This window comes from Brevundimonas sp. (genome assembly GCF_046293315.1).
Taxonomy (GTDB): Bacteria; Pseudomonadota; Alphaproteobacteria; order Caulobacterales; family Caulobacteraceae; genus Brevundimonas.
Window position 1 is genome coordinate 1 of sequence record NZ_JBKBPF010000033.1, and the last position, 853, is coordinate 853.

The 853-nt window shown below is 71.0% G+C and carries 1 protein-coding gene; it reads left to right on the top strand.

Annotated features, from left to right (window positions below; translation table 11 throughout):
• Nucleotides 1–706, top strand: a 706-nt coding sequence (locus ACK4SE_RS13860) for a VOC family protein (RefSeq protein ID WP_409693877.1), incomplete at its 5' end; no start/stop codon positions are given.
• Between the last annotated feature and the right edge of the window lie 147 nt (nt 707–853).

Consider the following 853-nt stretch of genomic DNA (forward strand, 5'->3'; position numbering starts at 1 on the left):
CACCAGCGAAGTGATGGCACACGCCGCCGCCCAGGCGCAAGCACACGGCGGCGAGCTGGTCCTGACCGACTACAACGGCTACCAGTACAAGATCCTGCCCAGCCAGGGGCCGGTACTGCGGTCAGACCCGTTCCTGTTTGTGAGCATCAACGTCGCGGACTTGGACCGCGCCGCCGACTATTACCGCACCGTGCTGGGCATGCGGGAGTTCAAGGGGGTGCCTGGCGCGGAGCGGCGGCTGCGCAGCGTGATGCTGGGGTACAGCGAGGGGCAGGCGAAGCTGGAGCTGGTGCAGCTGCCAGCGGGGGAGGCGGTGCAGCACCGGAAGGCGTTCGGGCGCGTCGCCTTTGCCACTCGCCAGGGCGCGCGCCCGGTGTTTGACCGCGTCACCAGCACGGGAGACAGGGTGATCAACCCTCCCATTGTGCTCACCACCCCCGGCAAGGTGCGCTGCTGCGCCGCCGCCGCCACCGCCGCCGCCACCGCCGCCGCTCAGCTTGCGAGAGCGCACGCGCAGGCGGATGTGGAGGTGACCATCCTCGCGGACCGTGACGGCTACGAGATTTGCTTCGTGGGCGAGGCGGGCTTTGACGATCTGAGCTTCGCCAAGCCCGGCGATGAGCTCATCGAGTGGGCGGCGCGGGCTGCGCGCGGGGGCGACGGGTGCGTGGCGCGCGCCGTGCTGCCTGGCGATGCGCCCGGCTGACTCCGCGTGTAGGCACCCACCACTGCTGACCGCCCCCGAGGGCTCTGCGCCGCTGCATGCTGCCACTGTGCGGGAGATCACGAGCGCCGAGGAGCTGCGCGCTGCGCTGGAGGCGGCGGAGGGCGGGCCGCTGCTGGTGGACTACAT